The organism is Deefgea salmonis (assembly GCF_020531905.1).
In the GTDB taxonomy this organism is placed as follows: Bacteria; Pseudomonadota; Gammaproteobacteria; order Burkholderiales; family Chitinibacteraceae; genus Deefgea; species Deefgea salmonis.
In genome coordinates this window covers 334,075-353,774 of record NZ_JAJAWG010000003.1, presented here as the reverse complement: position 1 = coordinate 353,774, position 19,700 = coordinate 334,075, and the positions used below count along the sequence as shown (strand labels likewise).

The 19,700-nt window shown below is 45.2% G+C and carries 21 protein-coding genes and 1 tRNA gene; 10 read left to right on the top strand and 12 right to left on the bottom strand.

Annotated elements, in window-relative coordinates; genetic code table 11:
• Positions 1 to 12 precede the first annotated feature (12 nt).
• Positions 13 to 1,374 (bottom strand): relaxase/mobilization nuclease domain-containing protein, encoded by a 1,362-nt coding sequence (locus LG219_RS07915; RefSeq protein WP_226763971.1) that lies wholly within the window; start codon positions 1,372 to 1,374, stop codon positions 13 to 15.
• An 11-nt stretch (positions 1,375 to 1,385) separates the two neighbouring features.
• A complete protein-coding gene (locus tag LG219_RS07910) occupies positions 1,386 to 1,811 on the bottom strand; it encodes a plasmid mobilization protein (protein ID WP_150728783.1) in 426 nt (141 codons plus the stop codon).
• A 260-nt stretch (positions 1,812 to 2,071) separates the two neighbouring features.
• On the opposite strand from LG219_RS07910, the gene LG219_RS07905 reads away from it, so the two are divergent.
• Both LG219_RS07905 and LG219_RS07900 read left to right on the top strand, forming a co-directional pair.
• A complete protein-coding gene (locus LG219_RS07905) occupies positions 2,072 to 2,383 on the top strand; it encodes a hypothetical protein (protein ID WP_226763970.1) in 312 nt (103 codons plus the stop codon).
• A complete protein-coding gene (locus LG219_RS07900; RefSeq protein WP_226763969.1) occupies positions 2,373 to 2,579 on the top strand; it encodes a hypothetical protein in 207 nt (68 codons plus the stop codon). The genes LG219_RS07905 and LG219_RS07900 overlap by 11 nt, the downstream gene beginning before the upstream one ends.
• Positions 2,580 to 2,780: 201 nt before the next feature.
• Here LG219_RS07900 and LG219_RS07895 read toward each other — a convergent pair whose 3' ends face one another.
• The 4 genes from LG219_RS07895 to LG219_RS07880 all read right to left on the bottom strand — a co-directional run bounded on the left by LG219_RS07895 (position 2,781) and on the right by LG219_RS07880 (position 5,110).
• Positions 2,781 to 3,230 carry a hypothetical protein gene (locus LG219_RS07895; protein WP_226763968.1) on the bottom strand — a complete coding sequence of 150 codons (450 nt, stop codon included), beginning with the start codon at positions 3,228 to 3,230 and terminating at the stop codon, positions 2,781 to 2,783.
• 256 nt (positions 3,231 to 3,486) lie between these two features.
• On the bottom strand, positions 3,487 to 3,852 hold the full coding sequence (locus LG219_RS07890) for a helix-turn-helix domain-containing protein (RefSeq protein WP_137008662.1): 366 nt from the start codon (positions 3,850 to 3,852) through the stop codon (positions 3,487 to 3,489).
• Positions 3,853 to 3,956: 104 nt separating this feature from the next.
• The gene (locus LG219_RS07885; protein ID WP_226763967.1) at positions 3,957 to 4,292 is read right to left on the bottom strand and encodes a hypothetical protein; all 336 of its coding nucleotides are present in this window, start codon (positions 4,290 to 4,292) and stop codon (positions 3,957 to 3,959) included.
• A 284-nt stretch (positions 4,293 to 4,576) separates the two neighbouring features.
• Positions 4,577 to 5,110: a hypothetical protein gene (locus tag LG219_RS07880; protein WP_226763966.1), complete on the bottom strand. Its 534-nt coding sequence runs from the start codon at positions 5,108 to 5,110 to the stop codon at positions 4,577 to 4,579.
• 1,111 nt (positions 5,111 to 6,221) lie between these two features.
• Between LG219_RS07880 and LG219_RS07875 the strand changes: the two genes are divergently transcribed.
• Positions 6,222 to 7,670, top strand: a complete 1,449-nt coding sequence (locus LG219_RS07875; RefSeq protein ID WP_226763965.1) for a DNA cytosine methyltransferase — start codon at positions 6,222 to 6,224, stop codon at positions 7,668 to 7,670.
• A 27-nt stretch (positions 7,671 to 7,697) separates the two neighbouring features.
• On the opposite strand, the gene LG219_RS07870 is transcribed toward LG219_RS07875, so the two are convergent.
• Both LG219_RS07870 and LG219_RS07865 read right to left on the bottom strand, forming a co-directional pair.
• Positions 7,698 to 8,447, bottom strand: coding sequence for a TdeIII family type II restriction endonuclease (locus tag LG219_RS07870; protein WP_226763964.1), 750 nt, complete (start codon positions 8,445 to 8,447; stop codon positions 7,698 to 7,700).
• A 108-nt stretch (positions 8,448 to 8,555) separates the two neighbouring features.
• Positions 8,556 to 9,014 carry a hypothetical protein gene (locus LG219_RS07865; RefSeq protein ID WP_226763963.1) on the bottom strand — a complete coding sequence of 153 codons (459 nt, stop codon included), beginning with the start codon at positions 9,012 to 9,014 and terminating at the stop codon, positions 8,556 to 8,558.
• Between the two features lie 61 nt (positions 9,015 to 9,075).
• Between LG219_RS07865 and LG219_RS07860 the strand changes: the two genes are divergently transcribed.
• A tRNA-Arg gene (locus LG219_RS07860) sits at positions 9,076 to 9,150 on the top strand.
• A 484-nt stretch (positions 9,151 to 9,634) separates the two neighbouring features.
• On the top strand, positions 9,635 to 11,071 hold the full coding sequence (gene pyk / locus LG219_RS07855; RefSeq protein ID WP_226763962.1) for a pyruvate kinase: 1,437 nt from the start codon (positions 9,635 to 9,637) through the stop codon (positions 11,069 to 11,071).
• Between the two features lie 66 nt (positions 11,072 to 11,137).
• Here the strand turns inward: pyk and LG219_RS07850 are convergent, their stop codons facing one another.
• Entirely contained in the window at positions 11,138 to 13,342 is a 2,205-nt protein-coding gene (locus LG219_RS07850) for a RelA/SpoT family protein (protein ID WP_226763961.1), read from the bottom strand.
• Positions 13,343 to 13,425: 83 nt separating this feature from the next.
• Here LG219_RS07850 and LG219_RS07845 point away from each other — a divergent pair, with 83 nt between their 5' ends.
• Positions 13,426 to 13,974, top strand: coding sequence for a DUF2062 domain-containing protein (locus tag LG219_RS07845; RefSeq protein WP_226763960.1), 549 nt, complete (start codon positions 13,426 to 13,428; stop codon positions 13,972 to 13,974).
• Positions 13,975 to 14,041: 67 nt separating this feature from the next.
• Here the strand turns inward: LG219_RS07845 and rsgA are convergent, their stop codons facing one another.
• From rsgA to LG219_RS07830, 3 genes are all read right to left on the bottom strand, one after another.
• Positions 14,042 to 14,926 carry a ribosome small subunit-dependent GTPase A gene (gene rsgA / locus LG219_RS07840; protein WP_226763959.1) on the bottom strand — a complete coding sequence of 295 codons (885 nt, stop codon included), beginning with the start codon at positions 14,924 to 14,926 and terminating at the stop codon, positions 14,042 to 14,044.
• Positions 14,923 to 15,243 carry a 4a-hydroxytetrahydrobiopterin dehydratase gene (locus LG219_RS07835; protein WP_226763958.1) on the bottom strand — a complete coding sequence of 107 codons (321 nt, stop codon included), beginning with the start codon at positions 15,241 to 15,243 and terminating at the stop codon, positions 14,923 to 14,925. Before LG219_RS07835 ends, rsgA begins: the two co-directional genes overlap by 4 nt.
• Positions 15,244 to 15,306: 63 nt before the next feature.
• Positions 15,307 to 16,572: a M48 family metallopeptidase gene (locus tag LG219_RS07830; RefSeq protein WP_226763957.1), complete on the bottom strand. Its 1,266-nt coding sequence runs from the start codon at positions 16,570 to 16,572 to the stop codon at positions 15,307 to 15,309.
• A 37-nt stretch (positions 16,573 to 16,609) separates the two neighbouring features.
• Here LG219_RS07830 and orn point away from each other — a divergent pair, with 37 nt between their 5' ends.
• The 4 genes from orn (at position 16,610) to hslO (ending at position 19,532) form a co-directional block, all read left to right on the top strand.
• Positions 16,610 to 17,176 (top strand): oligoribonuclease, encoded by a 567-nt coding sequence (orn, locus tag LG219_RS07825; RefSeq protein WP_226763956.1) that lies wholly within the window; start codon positions 16,610 to 16,612, stop codon positions 17,174 to 17,176.
• A gap of 150 nt (positions 17,177 to 17,326) precedes the next feature.
• A complete protein-coding gene (locus LG219_RS07820; RefSeq protein WP_226763955.1) occupies positions 17,327 to 17,821 on the top strand; it encodes a CinA family protein in 495 nt (164 codons plus the stop codon).
• Positions 17,822 to 17,857: 36 nt separating this feature from the next.
• The gene (locus LG219_RS07815; protein ID WP_226763954.1) at positions 17,858 to 18,424 is read left to right on the top strand and encodes an MFS transporter; all 567 of its coding nucleotides are present in this window, start codon (positions 17,858 to 17,860) and stop codon (positions 18,422 to 18,424) included.
• A gap of 220 nt (positions 18,425 to 18,644) precedes the next feature.
• The gene (hslO, locus tag LG219_RS07810) at positions 18,645 to 19,532 is read left to right on the top strand and encodes an Hsp33 family molecular chaperone HslO (RefSeq protein ID WP_226763953.1); all 888 of its coding nucleotides are present in this window, start codon (positions 18,645 to 18,647) and stop codon (positions 19,530 to 19,532) included.
• Positions 19,533 to 19,700: the final 168 nt, after the last annotated feature.

The window sequence follows — 19,700 nt, the reverse complement described above, 5'->3', positions numbered from 1 at the left end:
TTGGCCGAATATTCAATATTTTTTCTTGATGCCACTGAATCGTTCTGATTCTTTGAGTTTTCTAATGCGATCAGCTTCTACTGCTGCGCCAATCTGCTGTTCAAGTTTCATAGCTCTAATTTTCAAAGATGCGGCTTTGGCTGGATCTTTGGCATTAGCAATTTGATTTCTCAAATCAGACAATTGAGCTTGAAGATTTCCAATAGAAGCATCTGAACTGCTACCCATTGAAGTTGGTCCAGAAGAACCACTTTCTTTAGTTGGTGAATCCTTCATTGCTGGTTTACCGGCTGTAGGCTGCTTCTGAGCGATCTCAGGAACTTGCTTAGGTGCAGTGCTGGTCAATGGCGCTTGAACCTGTGTAGGGGCCTTCTGTGGTGTCTGCTGAACTTCTTTGACTGGTGCAGACTGCTTAGGAATTGACTTCGCACCATACAAACGATTTCTGTTGCTTCTTCCAGTCATGGGAGTGGCAATCAGCTTCTGATTAAAAGACTTTCTTGATTTAGTCAATCGTGCAAGAGTTGATTGCACCTTTTGAAAATCAGCATCATTAAGCTGCCTTCTGTATGGAGCATCCTTAGTAGCAGACTCAATTTTCAACTTCTGAAAATCGGCGCCATGTTCATAAACTGGTCCTTTTAAACGAAAAGCTTTTTGTGATCCGTGAATTTTTAGTGAGATGAATTTATCGTTCACTCTGGTGATTTCACCAAAGTTTTCTAGGTAATCACATAGTTGCTGCCTACTGTTAATTTTTCCTTGATGAATCTGATAGGCAACATTGGCGCTTATGTTGTCCTTATCTGGTTTACTAACTTTAATTTGCTTGGCAAGTGCTGAATCTGAATGTGGCAAAACCTTGGTTTCAAATTTTGAAGAAGATGCTTTTAGTGGATCTCTGACAACTTGGTCAAAACCAAGAATGTGATTCCAGGTTGCATCAAATGCGTCCTTAAAATCTTCTTTTGCTTTGCCAGGTGGAAACGGATTTATTTGCTTGCCAGTGGTTAATTCAGTCAATGGGATGACGTAATTCAACTCAATACGATTTTTATCTTCATGGATATTCCAAAAGTCTGTGAAATTTACGCCATGTTCAAGACCGGCCATGAAGGTGGCACGGAATGATTTAACTACTTCCATAAGCTCTTTATCACTTGGTCGTTCATTTGGTTCAAAGGCCAAGGTTCCAGTAACATACTTCTGTTTTCTATCTATGCTTTCACAAGCAATAAGACAATCATTTTCACTTCCGGTGAAAAATCTAGGCTTAGGTTTTCTCTCCACGCCATTATGATCGTGGTCGCCTTTAAGATAGTTAATCGCTTCTTGAACTGAATTCGTGCGATGGCCTTGAACGGCATTAATCACAAAACCAAGCCTTAAATTTTCTTCTGTACAGAAAATTTATCTTTGATTTCTTGAATGGCAAGCAATGTATTTTTCAGATCGTCAACAAGTAATTTTGTCTCTTGTTTTGTGAAATCTGTTTTTAAACTTAGCTGCTTTGCGATCTGATTCAAATTCTTTCCTTGTTTATTTAGCTCCGCTAAATATTTTCCTGCAAGGATGCGATCTTGCTGCTTTTCTTCAAAGTAGAAGTCAATCTTCTTTTCATTTCCTTTGAAGATGGTGTTGCGAACATAAGAGGCCATTGAATTAAATTGAGTTTTATTCCATGACTCTTTCAATGCAATGAACTCAACTGGAGATAAACGAATGTCTAATGAGTGAGTGCGTTTGTATAAATGATCATCAGCATTGCCATGTCTTCCTGGGTGCAATTTTGGTTCTAATTCTTTGCTCATATGCTCTCCTTTTTATTTTTGTTTTAAGCATTTTTAGGGTCTTAGGGCAACGCCCTAACAAGAGATAAACCACGTTGGTTAAGCCCGTAAGGGGTTAAGCGACGGTATGGTTTATTTGTCTTGCTGTTCTGTACTCTTAATTTTACGAAATTAAAAAATAATGTCCACGATTATGAAAAAACTCGATAGCTGACATTTTCGGAATGGGTCTTGTTTTATCTATCTGATTTCATATGCTTCATAAAAACAGGAGGAATTTTATGAAGGGTTGCAAGAAAAAAACTGCATTTATTCGCAACGAAGATGCTGAGTGGATTGATGATTATTTAATCAATGCGGGGCAGTCAGATAACTTCGGCATGGTAGTTAGAAATGCAGTGAGTGAATATGTTCAGAAGAAAAAACAGGCTCGCGCCGCTGCCTACTTCAAGTTCATTGGTGAAGAAAACTGCAAGGCTCTTGAAGAATATGCAATTAAAAATGGAACTAATCTAGAGCAATTGATCAAGGAAACACTGATCCAAAAATCAAAATATGTTTCAAAAATGGTTGGAAGTAAAAATGAAAGTTGAGTTCAACTATGACAAAAGCCAACTCACTTCAATTGATGAATTGAGTGTTTCAGTGGCAGACTTGAGGGACTTGGTTCAAGCTTTTACTATTGGAAATGATGCTCAAAAGATTCAAGAACTGAAAATGATCCTTGAATCAATCGTGAGAAAAAATAGACTTCTTCCCGGTGCTGTTGATGTAAATGGCTCTGACTAAACGCACTTGGCTGGTGCCGGCCCCGGCCTCACATATTGGAAGAACGGCGGAGCGTTCTCACTACGTGCGCCAGTTGTAAGAGTGCATTTCATCGACCTGCTTTATTTTGCAACGCATAAATGAAGTAGGTGCTCCCGCAGGGATGGGGAAAAAAATGCAGAAATAAAAAAAGCACTCGTTTGAGTGCTTCGGGAAATTAAATTATCTGGCTTCTCTCCAGAATATCATGGTACCAATCCTTGTATCACTGCGAGACATGTCTATTGGTTGTGCAAAGTAAATGTATTTCTTTGACTTGAATACGATGCCTTCAGTTCCATCTGATAGCTCGTAAGGCTCAGGTTTGGAATTAATATAGTCTTTCGGGTCATTAGGATAGAGAATAAATATGGCATCAGTAAAGAAGCCATAAATTGCTCCAACAGTTTCCGCTAGAGGTTCCCTCTTGAATATAAAAATGACTTTTCCCTTTTGGCTAGGCGCTTTTAGTGCCATAAACTCATTGTGGGCTGGTGAGAAATCTAATCGGCCATATAACTCTTGACCTCCTTTTTCTATCGTTGATGGTTTCCAGTCGGCAGCAAAAGCGTTTGCACCTACTAAAAATAAGCTCGCCAATATTCCACAAATGATGCTATTTTTGATTTTCATATTATTTTCCTTTTTTGCTTAAAATAAGAAAATAAATAATGCAAGTCAATGGCTATTGATGTGATTTAGAAGTGATCGGGCCTGATAATTTTTCAGCCAATAAAAAAGCACTCGTTTGAGTGCTTATGTTCTATTGCTTCAAAAATTCTATTTGCTAGAATTAATATAAGGCTGGTTGCTTTAGCGATTAACTAATGCACTTTTGATTGACGTGGGCACTATTCTGCAACTAAGCTGCCCAGAAAAATGACACCAGTTAGGAGTCTATTTTTGATTTGCCTTTTGAAATTAGGCATATTTTCTCCACAATTCTGACAATGTGGAGTCTATCGGCTCGTTTAACTCCTTGTAGAAGGCTGGCTATGTGTTTGGCCTGGTCATCAGGTTTTGAACTGATGCCAACTAGAAGTTCATCAAGCTCACATTCAAATATTTCAGCAATCTGAATCAATCTCAGAATGTCCGGTGTGGAAGTGCCTTGCTCATATGCACCATACGACTTGGAAGTGATATTAAGACGTTCAGAAACCTCTTCTTGTGAATAGCCTGTTTTCACTCGCAGCTTCTGCAAGCTCTTACCGATTACCTGCAATCGTTGTATGTCTTTGGGTGACTTTGCCATGTGCAGTGTTGTTAGTTAAATTCATATGATTTTGACTGACATAGGCGCAGAGATCAACAAAAAAGGCTCCAAATTGGAGCCTTTGTTTTTGGTGCTGCTGAAGCTTAGTGTGCAGGAGCTTTTGCAACCAACTCTTGAAGCATTTTGCGTTCGTGATTAGTGAAAGACTTCATGATTGAATCGTAGCTAACATTAATAACCATCGTCATTGAGTTTCTAAAATTCTCGTAGTGCAATTGGCTCATATCAATGTTTTGCTGGCGCATTTGAGACAAAGCATCAATCATTTGATAGATGGCGAGAAAAGCCTTGATTTTTGATGTTGTGGTGCCTTCAATGGTTTTAATCATTTGAATAGCTTGTTGAACTGTTGAATCTTGAAGAGCTTCTTCAAGAGTAAAAGCACCGTTAGGGACTGCGATAAGATTAAGTTGGTTCATGATATTTTCCTTTAATTTAAATCATATTTATTCCCTCCTTTCCATGTAGCCAATCTACATAGTAGGTATAAAGTGGGTAGTCACTACAGTTAGTCACTGAATAGGTATTTGATCGCTTTATTTGATTGACTTCTTTGTGTCGCCAACCAATAGAACGAACTGTACGCTTGTCAGTGAAGAAGGTACATGCAGTGGCACGTGAGGTCCTAACGTCTGACGTTAGGTCGTAAAAAAAGCACCTGACGGTGCTTTCTGTATATCTCTATTCAGAGTGCCTTTGTGATTTACTCAGTCAAGATTTTTTCAATATGGAACTCAGAGGTGAATTTGTTCAATGCTGCCAATCTCTGATCATCTTTCATGTATATATTCAACTCTAGAGAAAGTTTGCGAGTGGTTTTGCCTGGTGGCAAATCTTCATCACTTTTGTAGCTAACAGTTTTCACGACATCACCAAAGGCATCTTTAATAATCACATCACCAAGAAAGCCTTTCAAGGTTTTGCCGCTGGTGTTTTCAATTTCAACATCCACATTCACTTTATCGTAAGCACTTACCATATCAAAATAGTGCCCTTGGATGTTTATCACCTTAAGACTTAATTGACTTGCAAGTCCATTGTCCTTTGGTTTTGCAGTTTCCTTAGATTGAGTTTGTAAGGCTATAGATTTAACTTCTGGCTCTTTGTCGTGGCGGTTGGAAGAACCTCCTGACAATGTATAAAAAGTCCAAATGATTGCAGATACCACAATGAGGCCAATCATTACACCAAAGAATTTCAATATTGAACCGAATGAATTGAGTATTTTGTCTAGCATATTTTCTCCGTATTGTTATAGTTTTAGACTAACAAGAGAATTATTGTTGTCAACATGCTAGTGTCAATAAATCGGCGCTACTCCATTTTTATTTACTATCGTAAATCTCTAACGAGTTAATGGTTGTTTGAAGATTGTTAATCATCATTTACTGGTTATTGATGGTACACAGCTTTGTATTTTTCCAAAGAAAAAGACAAAGCCTTACCCTACGATTTTTAATAAAATCGTTTTGCTTTTGTCTCTTTCCATTTAATTGAAAAGACCCCAGTAAGTGGTTAGCTACTCACTGAAACCGTAGTCGTTTTCTGCCAATCTAACAGCAGTGTGCAGGATCTCCACGGCATCCATATTTCTATGAACTAAGCCTTAACCTTTTGCTTTGCACAACCCAACTTCTTGCCTTGAGGAATCGGCATGAATAATTCCTCATCAGTAGTCTGAAAGAAACTCCATTGTTCGCAAACAATGGCATTTGTGTTATTGGGCTCGTTCATTTGGCTTGGTTGCAACTTCTCGCCAGTTGCATTCGGACTTATCTTATGCCGTATCGCTGTAATTTTGCCAAACTACTACACTCTAATGAGCCATGCTATTTTCGTCACACAAATGACTGATTAAATACTTTCAGGATTTTGAGTCTGCTTGTTGTTACAGGCGCATGGTTATTATTTAGTGCCTAAATCATTCAAGTTTTGCATTTGTTCGTCGCTGTATTATTCAACCATGAACAAGCATCCTCTACTCTCCTAACTTCTTCCTGGATTGATTGAACGCTGATTCCAAGGTCTTATGGTTGCCTTGTGACATATAACATATCAATCCATCTTTCATTCAGGCATAAAAAATGCCCTTGTTTTACCAAGAGCAAATAATCAGTTTCGAGTTATTGACAATTAAAAAATATCTAATATGATTAGTTTGTTCGTGGTAGTACACTTCTAATAAGATTTTCTTAAATGTCAAGTGTGCTGTTAGAAACCGGGTGGTGCCGAATCTAACGAAATAAAAAGGCTAGTCGTAAGACTGGCTTTTTTTATGCTTGTCTCATTGCCGGGTTTTGCCTCTTGCGCTATAATTGGACTATAAAAACATTCGATGGCGAAACAACATGATTCCAAATGTTATCAGTACCAAAGAAGCTGCTGAACTTATGCAGTTGACAGAGCAGCGAGTCCGTACCCTTTTGAAGCAGGGGAAGATCGCTGGAGAGCAGCTTGGTAAACAGTGGCTCGTTGACCGTGAGAATTTAGAGAATTTTTTAGCTGTGCCACAGAACCATGTGAACCCACCAGATAAGAAAAGAACGAACAAGCCCAAACCAAATGTTGTTGCCTTGAGTTTTTTTTCTGGGGCTATGGGACTTGATTTAGGCCTTAAAAAAGCAGGCATTGAAGTTATGCTTGCTTGCGAGTTTGACAAGGCTTGCAGGAAAACCATTGCTGCTAACAATCCAGATATTGCCCTTCTTGGTGATGTTTGGAATTATTCTGCTGAACAGATTAGGGATGCTGCTGGTCTTTCGCAAAATGAAGAAATTGACCTCATTGTTGGTGGGCCACCTTGTCAAGCATTCAGCACCGCTGGATCTCGTCGTGGATTCAATGATCAACGGGGTGGCGCACTTATTCGTTATATTGAATTAATTGAACAACTCAAGCCCAAGTATGCTGTTCTTGAGAATGTACGAGGCCTATTGTCTGCTCCGCTTTCCCATCGTCCCCATGCTGATCGTGGTGATGAAAATCCTTTGGAGTCAGAGGAATTACCCGGCGGTGCTCTGTTGCTGATTCTTGATAGATTGAAAAAGGCTGGATATGGTGTTTCCTTCAATCTCTACAATTCGGCTAATTATGGATCTCCACAAGTAAGGGAACGAGTTGTTTTGATTTGCCACAGGGGCGGTGAAGAGCTTCCTTATTTGGAGCCAACTCATAGCGACAAGTCAGATTTCAATCTTCCTAAGTGGAATACTTTCCGCAATGCGGTTGAAGGTCTCGAAAATGCGCAGCATGAACATTTAACCTTTCCAGAAGGGCGGCTCCGCTATTACAAAATGCTTGGCCCCGGTGAATACTGGAAACATCTTCCTCTTGAGATTCAAAAACAAGCTCTTGGAAAGTCTTTTTATGCTGGTGGTGGGAAGACCGGATTTTTTAGAAGGTTAGCTTGGGACAAGCCTGCTCCTACTTTGGTGACTCATCCAGCTATGCCGGCTACAGATTTAGCCCATCCTGTAGAAGATCGTCCATTGAGCATTCAGGAGTACAAAAGAGTGCAACAATTCCCAGATGAATGGGTTATTTGTGGATCTCTGGTTGACCAATATAAGCAGGTTGGCAATGCTGTTCCGGCTGGATTGGGTGAAGCAATTGGGAAATTGATTCTTAATCACATGCAAGGGAAACCAACTAAAGTTTATGAAGGTTTTGCTTATTCAAGGTATAAGGAAACCGATCATAAAACTTGGATTTCCAAACATGAAATTATTGGTAGTCAAGGCAAAAATTCAAAGCTCCGAGCGAAGAAGTCTATAAATATGGAACTGTTTGAATCATAAAAAAAGCACCCACTGGGTGCTTTTTTATTATCTTAATCCCTGAATTTGCTGTCTTGTAATGATTCCAACTCTGGCAGCTATAGCAAGGACTTCTTCATAGAATCCAACGCCACCTAGAGTATCCCAATATTCTTTGCCAATCAAAATGCAGGGGTCGGTATTAAAGTTGAAAATATTTTTTGGTGGACTCCAAGCATAGTCAAGTTTACTTTCGCCATATGGGTTGTAGTAAAGTCCATAATAGACATTGGCAGTTGGGTCTGCTAGTTTTAGCTTCAATAAATCACGTTTTGCTTCTGCTGTTTGATCTATATTTGGCTTAACTGTCTTTATGCTCATGTAGTTATTTACGCCATTCTTTGTCCAGTATAAATCTGAGATAACTCGGATTTGATATTGATCTCCTGTTGGGGGAGCGGCTGACATTGCTGCAATATCTGCATTCCAATTGGTTAATCTGCTACCTGTCCGCAATCCCGTAATATGATCCTCAATGGAATTTAGCTGCGACTGTGAGAGATTAACAATAGTAGCTTGTTGATTTGTAGCCACTTCCGCACCCCCAGATAGGGCGGCTGCTTGTGAAATTTTCTCTATGACTCTCTGGCCAAAGGAGGTGCTAAATGATCGTTCAAATCTGCTCCAGAACAAGGCTTGTTCAGAAAGTAGCGCGCTATGAAAAGGGCGATAGGTGTCTTCTGCCGCTAGTCGTGTGATTGTGTTTTGAACACATGAACTGAATTCGCTGGCAATAAATTCTTCGTATTTTCTCAGCATGGCTTCCCTTTGGTGCAACAAGATTGGGGAGTCTACCAAGGCAGATCAGGAAAGTACAGCCATTAAATCTATTCACATACTTCTTTATTGCTAGAGGTAATATAAAATTTATCGTCCTTTGGGTGGAAACTTTTTCTGGAAGTTGTCCATCATTTCTTTCTTATTGGCATAGTTGTTCAAATTCTCTGCCAAGTTCAGCATAGCAGTTGCACGTTCTTCCAAAGACTTCGCAAAGGCTCTAAGCATGAAGATATGAGACAAGTCCTGAACTGGCGCTGTGGGCTTGGCTGGCTTCTTCTTGATGGTGATCTGTGGCGCTGGTGCTTCTTCTGGAACTTCTTTAGTTGGTGTGGTTTCACCATTCAAAAGGAAGTTTGCCACGTCATAAACTGAGTAGTAAACAAGTCGTCCAATGTTCTTGAAGGGGATCGGAAAACGGTTTTCTTTTCGCAACTTTGATTGCTGCTTGGATGTAAGTGGAATTACTTCAGACAGTTGTTCAGGTGACATCAACAACTTGCCTTTGGTCTTTTCCTTCAAATTATCAATAAGTTGTTGACTGACCATTTTGTATATCACTTCTTGTCTAAAGACTCGCACACATGCTACAGTAGCGGGCTGATCGTGTGTCCCTGTAGTTCAATGGATAGAACAGGTTCCTCCTAAGAATCAGATCCAGGTTCGATTCCTGGTGGGGACACCACCGATTGACACTACATAAAAAAACAGGTAGCCACGTGCTACCTGTTGTCATTTCTGGCCCTTACTTTTCCATCTTCGTGTGCCAAATTTGTTCCAAGACTACCTTGGATCAAGGTGGATTTCGAGGGATTAGCAGAGCCTGCTTTCCATATAAATCAACAACTTAGCTTTGGTTTGGCACCCTCCCAAGTCGCTTAGGAGGCACTGGTACTATCCGTTGTACTACGAGGACTACGGCGGCGATTGTACCGCAAGGGCGGTGCTTCTGCCAGCAGTGATGGGAGGGCTTGATACCGGGTGTGAGCCGGTCAAGCCAATGGCCATAAATCCTTGCCGACATGGCGCGTAGATTGTGATGCTGTTGCCACGCCCGTGGCTAAATAATTGACTACCTTGCTGCAAAATGACATTAATCAACGCTATAGGGTGATTGTTGCCCTAGGCTATACGTCAATAGTGCCAGCGCATTCGTTCAGGAGAAATTCATGTCACGCAGTACAAAAATTGTCGCAACCTTAGGCCCGTCGTCCAATGATGTCGCTATCTTGGAACAACTGATTGTGGCTGGGGTGAATATGGTCCGATTGAATTTCTCGCATGGCACCGCACAAGATCATTTAGATCGTGCTGCCTTGGTGCGTGAAATTGCCAAAAAACTCAATCGTCCGATTGCCATTATGGTCGATTTGCAAGGGCCTAAAATTCGCGTTGGTAAGTTTGAAAAAAATAAAATTGAATTAAAAAACGGTGCCAAATTTATTCTTGACGCTGAATGCGCGCTGGGTAATCAAAACACCGTTGGCTTAGATTACAAAGAGCTGCCCAACGATGTAGAAAGCGGTGTGGTATTGCTGCTCGATGATGGCAAAGTCAAACTGCAAGTGGATCATGTCGAAGGCGCGAAAGTATTCACTACGGTGTTAGTCGGTGGCACGCTGTCGAACAATAAAGGCATTAATCGCCAAGGTGGCGGTTTAACCGCCCCGGCTTTAACTGCCAAAGACATGGACGACATCAAAGTAGCGGCCAAATTACGTGCCGATTATGTTGCGGTCTCGTTTCCTAAAAGTGGTGCCGATATGTATATGGCGCGCACCTTGCTTCGCGCTGCGGGCAGTAAGGCGTTGCTGATTGCCAAAATTGAACGCACCGAAGCGATTGGTAATTTAGAAGACATTTTGACTGCGTCGGACGGCATTATGGTGGCGCGCGGTGATTTGGCGGTTGAAGTGGGTGATGCGGCAGTTCCAGCACTACAAAAGCGCATGATTAAAGCGGCACGTGCGATGAATAAGCTCACCATTACGGCGACGCAAATGATGGAGTCGATGATTTCGAGCCCAGTGCCAACGCGCGCCGAAGTGTCTGACGTGGCCAATGCGGTATTAGATGGCACCGATGCGGTGATGTTGTCGGCAGAAACGGCGTCAGGTCTTTATCCGGTGGAAACGGTTGAGTCGATGGCGCGAGTGTGTGTTGAGGCTGAAAAATCGCAAGATTATAAAGTCAGCAATGCGGCGATTTTAGAGGGTGAGTATTCTCGCGTTGATCAAACTATTTCTATGGCGGCGTTGTTTGCATCCAATCATTTGAATATCAAAGTGATTGCCGCTTTGACGCAATCGGGCTCGTCGGCATTGTGGATGTCACGGGTGATTAGTGGTGTGCCAATTTATGCCTTAACGCCAGAAGCCGAAACCTACAATCGTTTATCATTGTTCCGTGACGTAGAGCCGGTGATGTTGTCGCATGACAATACCGACCGTGAATCTTTATTGGTGCGCGCCGAAGTCGAAATGTTACGCCGTGGCATTGTGCAAGTCGGCGATTTGATCGCATTTACATTTGGCGATGTGGTCGGTATGGGTGGTGGCACCAACTGCCTAAAAATCGTTAAAGCCGGTGAAATTAAGCACCGTTAACTGCTGTAGCTTGCAATCGTGATGGTTCGAGGCGCACCGAGGTGCGCCTCTTTTTAGTCAATCGCTTTATTGTCTTGAAACACGAATCACGCCTGGGACATCCTTTAGGCGCACAAAGACTTTTTGCAGTTGCTCGTTATCGCGGATTTCAATCGTAAACCGCATTTGAGAGCGAGCATCTTTGTTTTGCGTCTGCACCGCAGTCACATTGATTTTGTCTCTGACCATCACGTCGGATAAATCGCGCAACATACTCGCTCGCTCTAGCGTTTCCACCAAAATATCCACCGAAAACACATGCCCTAGCGATTGTCCCCAATCGGCTTTAATCAGTCGCTCTGGCGCTTCGATCGCTAGCCGTTTCAGTGCACTGCAATCGGTACGGTGAATCGAAATCCCTCGCCCCTTGGTCACAAAGCCCATCACATGATCGGGCGGAACCGGTTTGCAGCAGCGCGCCAGCATCGTCATTAATTTATCGATGCCCTCGATCAAAATACCTTCGCCACTTTGATTGGCACGCGCGGTTTTGACTAATCGATCAGGGGTGTCATCGGCGACTTCGAGCGGTGCCAGCGATTCGGCAAAGGCCATTGCTAATGCGCGTAAAGAGCATTCGCCTTGGCCTAGCGCAGCAAATACATCTTCGATTTGCTTATAGCCGAGTTTTTGGGCGATCAGCTCTTGGCTAATATTATTCGCTCCAGCGCGAGACGCTTCTTTATCAAATAAAGTACGACCGGCCTCGATGGCAATATCCAGATGCTGCTGGCGTATCCAGTGCCGAATTTTTTGGCTGGCGCGATGGCTTTTAACATAACCTTGATGCAACCAATCTAAGCTTGGGCCACCTTCTTTGGCGGCTAAAATCTCAACGCGTTGGCCATTTTCCAGTGGCGTGCCCAGCGGCACAATCGCGCCATTGACTTTGGCACCACGGCAACGGTGGCCTAAATCGGTATGCAAATGATAAGCAAAATCGACCGCCGTACTGCCTTTGGGCAGTGAAATGACGCGCCCTGCTGGGGTAAGGACATAAATCGTATCGTCGAATAATTCCGCCTTAAACGCATCCGAAAAATCACTTTCATTGGCCAAATCTTCACGCCAATCAAGCAATTGGCGTAGCCAAGCAATTTTTTCTTCATAGCGCGAATCGCCTTTACCGCCTTCTTTGTAACGCCAGTGAGCCGCCACGCCAAATTCAGCGTGTTCATGCATATCGAAAGTGCGAATTTGCACCTCGACTGCTTTATCGGCCGGGCCAATCACCGCCGTATGTAAAGAGCGATAAAAATTGCCTTTGGGCTGGGCGATATAGTCGTCAAACTCACCGGGAATCGGTTGCCAGAGGTTATGCACGATGCCCAGCACCGTATAACAATCTTTAACATCATCCACCAGCACGCGAACGGCGCGAATATCATATAGCTCAGAAAAATCGAGCTTTTTCTGTTGCATCTTTTTCCAGATGCTGTAGATGTGTTTTGGCCGCCCCATTAGATCAACATGCGTCACACCCGCCAGCGCCAATTCGCTACGCAGTTTACTGATCACATCACCAATAAAATGCTCACGATCAACCCGGCGCTCGTCGAGTAATTTGGCGATTTTTTTATAGGTATCAGTATGCAAATAGCGGAAACCTAAATCCTCGAGCTCCCATTTAATTTGCCAAACGCCTAAGCGATTGGCTAAGGGGGCGAATAAATCTAAGGTTTCTCGGGCAATAATGCGGCGTTGTTCTTCGTTGACATTGGCCAAGCTATGCATGGTTTGCGTGCGCCAAGCGAGCTTAATCAGCACGGCGCGAATGTCTTCAACCATCGCCAGCAGCATTTTGCGCTGCGCTTCAACTTGCTGCGCGTAGTCCGCAGCCTTGCCTTGCTGTGGCTGCGCCAATTGGCGTAATTGCCTGACCTTGATAATCCCTTCCACCAAGGCGGTAACGGTACTGCCAAAGCGTTTATTAATTTGTTCTGTCGCTTGGCTGAGGGTATCGGGCGCACAAAACAGCAACGCGGCGATCACCGCATTGGCATCCATGCGTAAATCGGCCACGATGGACGCGCTGGCCACGGCATGGATAAACAAAGATGTTTGCGTATCTGGATTGACTGCGCCTTGATACAGCTCCGCCGCCCAGTCTAATGCTTCACGTAAACGAATAATATCCTGCGGTGGATAGCGCTCAGATAGCGCAATTAACCAACGGTCAGGATCGGCAGCTTCGGCAATTGATTGGGCTAGAGGACGAGTAACGGCAACCATAATTTTCTACAACGTAAACGAATGATTGAATTTTGCGGCAATAATGCAGTCTGTCATAGCTAAATCATTGGAAAAATAACCGAATGCCTCGAAAATACCTCCGTCGCTGGCTGCCTGACCATGCGGCGATGCTAGACAATCGTTTTTTACGGCGTTTTGCCCCTTGGTTTGAGCATCCCAATTTATTTCATCTGAATCGAAAATCCGTCGCAGGTGGCTTAGCGGTCGGCATGATTGGTGGCCTGATTCCGGGGCCATTGCAGGTGATTACTTCGGCGATTTTATGTTTGATTTTTCGGGTTAATTTACCGGTTGCCATTTTGGGTACTTTCTATACCAATCCATTGACGATTGCGCCGCTGTATTGGCTGGCGTATCGCTTGGGAGTTTGGGTGACTGGCAGTAGTGCTGCAGTGCAAATGGCCGCAATGCCATCATGGAGTGCACTGTCTTGGAGCGATTGGCTGCCGGCAATGTGGACGTGGGTGCAAGCCTTAGGCACGCCGCTTTTGATTGGTTTGCCGTTGTTGGCGGCGATCTTGGCATTGTGCTGCTATGTCGGGGTGCATCTTGCGTGGCGTTTATGGATTTATTGGAGCTGGCATCAGCGGCGTAAGCAGCGTTTGAAATAAAGCGTTGGTGGTGAGGCTGGGGTATGTGCCTGTAGACTTTATTTAATATTATCTACAGGCATATACATCAGTATTTACTGGCCGCTGCTGCGCTGAGTTCGTCTTGCAGGCGTTGCAAAAAGTTTAAACGCTCTTGTGAGATCGTTCCTTCGGCAATGGCGGCATGAATGGCGCAGCCGGGCTCTTGGCGGTGGCGACAATTGTGAAAGCGGCACTGGCCAAGATGGCGTGCCATGTCGGGCATTAAGCGCGGTAAGTCTTCCACCCCAATATGTGCCAAACCAAAAGATTGCAAGCCGGGTGAGTCAATCAGCTCAGAAGTGGCATTGAGTTTATACAGTTGAGCATGCGTGGTGGTGTGCTTGCCCGAATCGAGCGCGGTGGAGATTTCTTTCACGCGGGCATTGGCTTCGGGAATCAAGGCATTGGTAATGGTCGATTTACCCATCCCCGATTGCCCCACCAGTACTGAGACTTGGCCTTCTAGCCAAGGCGTGAGTGGGCTTAAATCTTGTTTGGCAGAAATCTCAACCACCGGGTAGCCTAAGCCCGTGTAATACGCCAAACGCGTTCTGGCCGCATCAGCGACCGGCAGATCACATTTATTTAGGCAAATCACTGGGCGTATGCCTTCGGCTTCGGCGGCGATGAGGGCGCGGCTAATGAGCTCATCGGAAAAGCTCGGTTCAGTCGCCACCACAATCACAATCTGCGTCACATTGGCGGCAATCATTTTGCTGCGCCAAGCATCCGAGCGATAGAGCAGGGTTTTACGCTGTAATGCTTTATTGATGACGGCTTGCTCAAGATTGAGCACGTCGATATCAACTTGATCGCCACAGGCATAATCGGTTTTTTTGCCTCGGGTAGAGGCGGAAAGACGGCGGCCATCGGCAAGTTCTACGATGTAAACCTTGCCATAGCTAGTCACAATGCGGGCTGTTTCGGTCATGAGGCCTTTGGAAGTGCATCTACGCACGCGGCGCAGATAAAGTCATTACGAGTTAAGCCGTTGGCTGAATGGGTATTCCATGTCAGTTTGCAACGGCTAAAACTCAGTTGGATATCAGGATGATGGTTATGCTGGTGGGCAATAAAAGCCACCGCATTGGTAAACGCCATCGTTTCATAAAAACTGCGAAAGCGAAACGTTTTTTCTAGGCTGTCATTTACGACAAACCAATCGTCGAGTTCGGTACACAGCATTTCAACGGCCAGCGCATCGAGTTTAGACGCAGCTTGAACACAAGATTCGGTATTTAATGACATCGCAGAGCTCCAGTGTGGGTTTTCTCTGTTGTAGTCCAAGCTGTTGAATAAGCCCAAACCAAATTACACCGCCAGTCGTTGCAAGGCAGCAATGCGTAAACTGGCTGGCGGGTGGCTGTCATAAAACAAGCTGTGCCAAGGATCTGGTGTCAGCGTTGCGGCATTGTCGCGATACAATTTAACCAAGGCATTGACTAAATCAGCGCTGGAACTTTGGCTGGCCGCAAAAGCATCGGCTTCATATTCATGGCGGCGCGACATCATCGAGCTCAGCGGCGAAAACAAAAAAGTAAACACCGGCAGCACCATAAAAAACAGCAATAAAGCCGCCGCTGTGGATGGCGTGGCTACGCCTAAACCTTGATAAAACCACAACTGGGTTTTGAGCTGACCCAACAGCCATAAAAAGCCCAGCATCAGTGCAAAAGTCCAGACGATGCGTTTCACAATATGGCGATGCTTAAAGTGGCCTAATTCATGCGCCAACACCGCTTCGATTTCTGACGGCGATAAATGCTTGAGTAGCGTATCAAAAAACACGATGCGTTTGGATTTGCCCAAGCCGGTAAAGTAGGCGTTGCCATGCGATGAGCGTTTGCTGCCATCCATCACAAATAAGCCATTGGATTGAAAGCCGCAGCGCGTGAGTAGGGCGGTGATCCGCGCTTTCACTTCGCCGTCTTCCATCGGAATGAATTTATTAAATAGCGGCGCGATAAAGGTTGGAAATACCCACATCAGCGTCAGCGAAAATCCCAGCCAAGTTAGCCAAACCCACAGCCACCAATATTCGCCCATTGCCCCCATCAACCACAATACCGCTGCAATTAACGGCAGGCCAATCACTGCGCCGATCAGCGTGGTTTTGGTCAGGTCGGTGATAAACAGCTTGGCGCTCATTTGGTTAAAACCAAAGCGCGATTCGATGACAAAGGTCGAGACCAAAGAAAACGGCAACGACAAGACGCTACTGACCACCGCCAAGCTGGCAATCAGCGCAATGCCGTGGCCGAGGCTATCGGGAGTAAACCACTGTGCGGTGAGATTGGATAACCACGCAATACCGCCGCCCAAGGTAAACGCCGCCAAGATCATCGCATCAAAAATTGTCGTCAGCATGCCAAAGCGAGTTTTAGCGATGGTATACGCCGCCGCTCTTTGGTGTGAGGCGAGGGTAATTTGCTCGGCAAATTCTGCTGGAACCGCATTGCGATGTCGTTTTACATGGTTGACATGACGCAGTGCTAACCAAAGCTGTAATAAAACACTCGCCATCAGGGCAAACAAGAAAAGTAGTGAAAATTGTGTAGCGCTAAAAAGGTCAGTCATGAAGTAAAATGATGTTTTTTCTCGGGAATTGCTCAGTATGCCACAAGACCAGAACCGACTCATCTGGGTCGACATGGAAATGACGGGTTTGGAGCCTGAAACCGACCGTGTCATCGAAATTGCCGTGGTCATTACCGACAATGATTTAAATATCGTCGCCGAAGGCCCCGTTTTTGTGATTCACCAAGACGACGCCTTGCTCGACTCAATGGATGAATGGTGCGTTAAAACCCACGGTAATTCGGGATTAACCGCCAAAGTAAAAGCATCAACCACCACCGAAGCGCAAGCTGAGGCGCAATTGATTGAATTTATTTCGCAATACGTGCCCAAAGGCGTATCGCCTTTGTGTGGTAACTCAGTGCATCAAGATCGGCGCTTTTTAGTGAACTACTTGCCGCAATTAGAAAGCTGGTTCCATTACCGTAATTTGGATGTATCTACACTCAAAGAGCTCTGCAAACGTTGGCAACCGCAAATTGCCAAAGGCTTTAAAAAGCGCGGCGCGCATACCGCTTTGGCCGATATTGTCGAATCGATTGATGAGTTGAAATATTACCGCGAGCACTTTATTCAAGCGCCAGCGGTTGAAGAAGCGTCTTAATTGGATTGCGTCGCCTTAAGCCCGATCTTGGGGTGCGGGGCGACTGAACGGGTGATTTGGGCAAAGCATCGCCCTGCACTTATGGTCAGTCCCCACTGGTATTGACCATGGGTATTGGCTTATTTTTGAAGACTCGATTGGGCCCGCATCATGTTTAGTTCTGAAATTGAAGCCTTATCGACCGAACTGGGGCAACGGCTATTGGCGCGCGGTGAAACCGTTGCGACCGCCGAATCTTGCACTGGTGGCTTGATTGCCGCTGCGATTACCGAAATCGCCGGATCGAGTGCTTGGTTTGAGCGCGGTTATATTACCTATGCCAATCAAGCCAAAGTCAGCCTGCTCGATGTACCAGCAGCGTTTATTGATGGGCTCGGTGCGGTGAGTGAGCCGGTGGTAGCGGCGATGGCGCAAGGCGCTGCTGATGGTGCGGCGGCGCGTTGGGCGGTGGCGGTTTCTGGGGTGGCTGGGCCAACCGGTGGCAGTATCGACAAGCCGGTGGGTACGGTTTGGTTTGCGTTTGCAACGCCAGAAGGGATTCACACCGAAAAGCAGGTATTTGCTGGTAATCGTTCTGCAGTAAGGTCTGCAGCGGTATACCATGCTTTATTGCGTTTAGTTGCCTTATTAAAACAAGCCACTTAAGCGAGTGCAGGATTCGCTTTTGCAGGAGAGCTGACAATGACAACCATTGTGGTAGTAAAAAAAGACGGGCATTGCGCCATTGCCGCTGATAGTCAGTCGACCTTTGGCGACACGCGTTTAGCCGCGATGGACGATGCGCGCTGGAATAAGATTTTTCAATATGACGATAATTATTTCGCCATTTGCGGTAGCGCCGCACACGATTTGGTTTTGCAATCGGCGTTAAAAAAATTCAAAAAGCTTGATTTTTCTAATCGCGCCGCCATTTTTGAATCATTCCGCAAATTACATCGCAAATTAAAAGACGATTTTTTTCTAAAAACCGACGAAGAAGACGACGACGCGTATGAATCGAGCCAGATGACGGTGTTGATTGTGAATCGACACGGAATTTTTGGCGTGTATAGCTTGCGCGAAGTGTATGAATTTGAGCGTTTTTGGGCCAGCGGCAGTGGCCGCGACTATGCCATTGGCGCAATGCACGCGGTGTATTCGCAACTAAGCGCCAGCGACATCGCCAAAGTGGGCGTTGAAACCGGTTGTATGTTTGACGTGGCCTCGAGCTTGCCGATGACGCTGTACTCGGTCGAAATGAAGGCGTAACAGCCAGATATACAACCGTGGCCAGGCAGGAAATACGCTCTACCAGACGATGTGCAGACGTTGTTGTGAGGCGTTGCTACTGTCGTTACGTCGCATTCGCATGAAATGGTGGGGGCTTTGGCTCCCACTGGTTTTTTAAAGCCTGTTGCTTGGCAATCGCGTTGATCGCCTGTGGTGTTGATTGTTGGCCTTTACCTTATGAATAAATAAAGAGAATCGAATGAAAGATATTTTAGAGCGTTTCCTGTTTGATAAAGCTCCAGTACGCGGCGAATTAGTGCAACTTGATGCCACCTACAAAGAAGTGCTCGCGCGGCATCAATACCCGCTGGTGCTGCAACGGATTATTGGTGAATTGATGGCGGCCAGCGCCTTGCTGTCGGCGATGCTCAAATTTGACGGCACTTTGATTATGCAAATGCATGGTACTGGTGCGGTGCAATTGATCGTGATTGAATTTACATCCGATCGCACCATGCGTGCTACTGCACGCTGGGATGCTGACAAAATCCAAACCTTTGGTCCAGGCACTTCATTGGCTGAATTACTCGGTCGTGGTCGCTTTATGATTACGCTCGATCCAACCGTGGGCGAAGCGTATCAAGGCGTGGTGGGTATGGAGCGTGGTCAGTCTGTGGCGCAAATTATCGAGCACTATATGAGCGCGTCTGAGCAGCTAGAAACGCGTTTGTGGTTGGCGTGCAGCGATGCCAAAAGCGACAACAAAATGGCCGCGGGCATGATGCTGCAAAAAATGCCGGCGGAAGCCGACGAAACCCAATCGTATGCACATTTGGTAACACTGGCCGACACCGTCAAGCCCGAAGAATTACTCGATTTGCCTGCGCGTGAAGTGCTGTATCGTTTATTTCACGAAGACAGCGTGCGCGTATTTGACCCCACCACGCCCCGTTTTGCCTGCTCTTGCTCGCGCCACCGCGTTGCCGGCATGATTAAATTGATGGAACGCGATGAAGTCGATGAAGTCTTAGCCGAGCGCGGCAATGTGCATATCGTGTGTGATTTCTGCGGTAAAGAATATGAGTTTGACGCCGTGGATATCGGTGCACTCTATGCCGATAGCCCAGCCACCGGCTCAGTGCAATAAGGGTATTGCTCGCTGGCCTTGGTTGGCTAAGCGCTTGAAGTAAATACTGCTGATATTTTCACTTTGTTTAAACTTTGTGTTTATGCTGTGCCGCGCTCGTTGGTCTGGAGCTTAATCACCCGTCCAAGCGCACCGAGTGCGAAGCGAGACAAACAGTTTTATCGTTTG

Coding starts and splice junctions, on each gene's coding strand:
- LG219_RS07910 (WP_150728783.1), bottom strand. CDS start 1,811: ATGAGCAAAGAATTAGAACCAAAATTGCACCCAGGAAGACATGGCAAT.
- LG219_RS07905 (WP_226763970.1), top strand. CDS start 2,072: ATGAAGGGTTGCAAGAAAAAAACTGCATTTATTCGCAACGAAGATGCT.
- LG219_RS07900 (WP_226763969.1), top strand. CDS start 2,373: ATGAAAGTTGAGTTCAACTATGACAAAAGCCAACTCACTTCAATTGAT.
- LG219_RS07895 (WP_226763968.1), bottom strand. CDS start 3,230: ATGAAAATCAAAAATAGCATCATTTGTGGAATATTGGCGAGCTTATTT.
- LG219_RS07890 (WP_137008662.1), bottom strand. CDS start 3,852: ATGGCAAAGTCACCCAAAGACATACAACGATTGCAGGTAATCGGTAAG.
- LG219_RS07885 (WP_226763967.1), bottom strand. CDS start 4,292: ATGAACCAACTTAATCTTATCGCAGTCCCTAACGGTGCTTTTACTCTT.
- LG219_RS07880 (WP_226763966.1), bottom strand. CDS start 5,110: ATGCTAGACAAAATACTCAATTCATTCGGTTCAATATTGAAATTCTTT.
- LG219_RS07875 (WP_226763965.1), top strand. CDS start 6,222: ATGATTCCAAATGTTATCAGTACCAAAGAAGCTGCTGAACTTATGCAG.
- LG219_RS07870 (WP_226763964.1), bottom strand. CDS start 8,447: ATGCTGAGAAAATACGAAGAATTTATTGCCAGCGAATTCAGTTCATGT.
- LG219_RS07865 (WP_226763963.1), bottom strand. CDS start 9,014: ATGGTCAGTCAACAACTTATTGATAATTTGAAGGAAAAGACCAAAGGC.
- pyk (WP_226763962.1), top strand. CDS start 9,635: ATGTCACGCAGTACAAAAATTGTCGCAACCTTAGGCCCGTCGTCCAAT.
- LG219_RS07850 (WP_226763961.1), bottom strand. CDS start 13,342: ATGGTTGCCGTTACTCGTCCTCTAGCCCAATCAATTGCCGAAGCTGCC.
- LG219_RS07845 (WP_226763960.1), top strand. CDS start 13,426: ATGCCTCGAAAATACCTCCGTCGCTGGCTGCCTGACCATGCGGCGATG.
- rsgA (WP_226763959.1), bottom strand. CDS start 14,926: ATGACCGAAACAGCCCGCATTGTGACTAGCTATGGCAAGGTTTACATC.
- LG219_RS07835 (WP_226763958.1), bottom strand. CDS start 15,243: ATGTCATTAAATACCGAATCTTGTGTTCAAGCTGCGTCTAAACTCGAT.
- LG219_RS07830 (WP_226763957.1), bottom strand. CDS start 16,572: ATGACTGACCTTTTTAGCGCTACACAATTTTCACTACTTTTCTTGTTT.
- orn (WP_226763956.1), top strand. CDS start 16,610: ATGCCACAAGACCAGAACCGACTCATCTGGGTCGACATGGAAATGACG.
- LG219_RS07820 (WP_226763955.1), top strand. CDS start 17,327: ATGTTTAGTTCTGAAATTGAAGCCTTATCGACCGAACTGGGGCAACGG.
- LG219_RS07815 (WP_226763954.1), top strand. CDS start 17,858: ATGACAACCATTGTGGTAGTAAAAAAAGACGGGCATTGCGCCATTGCC.
- hslO (WP_226763953.1), top strand. CDS start 18,645: ATGAAAGATATTTTAGAGCGTTTCCTGTTTGATAAAGCTCCAGTACGC.